Here is an 845-nt window from a genome sequence, read left to right on the forward strand (position 1 = left end):
GGTCGCCCTTTTGGGTGGTTGGAGTGGAAAGTCGGGGTCGGGGTTTGCGGCTGGAGCACGCTGTTGGGTCCTGAGGGGTCGGTTGCTTTTGCGACGCTCTCTTGCGGACCAGTGTCCTGGCTGTCACGTTTGTGGTGGTTTGGGGTCTGGGCCCGCCCGTATCTTGAGAACTTCACAGTGGACGCGAGCATCTTTGTAGTAACAACAAGCTACTAAGTGCGATCGGTGGATGCCTTGGCACCAAGAGCCGATGAAGGACGTTGTAACCTGCGATAAGCCATGGGGAGCTGGTAAACGAGCTTTGATCCTTGGATCTCCGAATAGGGAAACCTCGAATTTCCGGAGTTATGTCCGGCGACCTCTGCCTGAATATATAGGGCAGTTGGAGGGAACGTGGGGAAGTGAAACATCTCAGTACCCACAGGAAGAGAAAACAATTGTGATTCCGTTAGTAGTGGCGAGCGAACGCGGAAGAGGCCAAACCATGTGTGTGTGATAGCTGACAGGCGTTGCACATGTGGTGTTGTGGGGCCGCTTGGATCGGGCTGTCATCCGGTCAGAGAGTAAGAAATGATCAGGGAAGTTGAAGTGCCTGGAAAGGTACAGCGTAGAAGGTAATACTCCTGTAGACGTAATTTGATCACTCTCTAGCGTTACCCCAAGTAGCACGGAACCCCTGAAATTCCGTGTGAATCTGGCGGGACCATCCGCTAAGCCTAAATACTCCTTGGTGACCGATAGCGGACAAGTACCGTGAGGGAATGGTGAAAAGTACCCCGGGAGGGGAGTGAAATAGTACCTGAAACCGATCGCATACAATCCGTCGGAGCCTTCCTTTTGGGGGG

The 845-nt window shown here is 53.5% G+C and carries 1 rRNA gene; it reads left to right on the plus strand.

The annotated features are described in order from the left end of the window. Positions 1 to 202 precede the first annotated feature (202 nt). Positions 203 to 845, plus strand: a 23S ribosomal RNA gene (locus FOJ82_RS15935); the annotation flags it as partial.

Source organism: Tessaracoccus rhinocerotis (genome assembly GCF_007197885.1).
Lineage (GTDB): Bacteria > Actinomycetota > Actinomycetes > Propionibacteriales > Propionibacteriaceae > Arachnia > Arachnia rhinocerotis.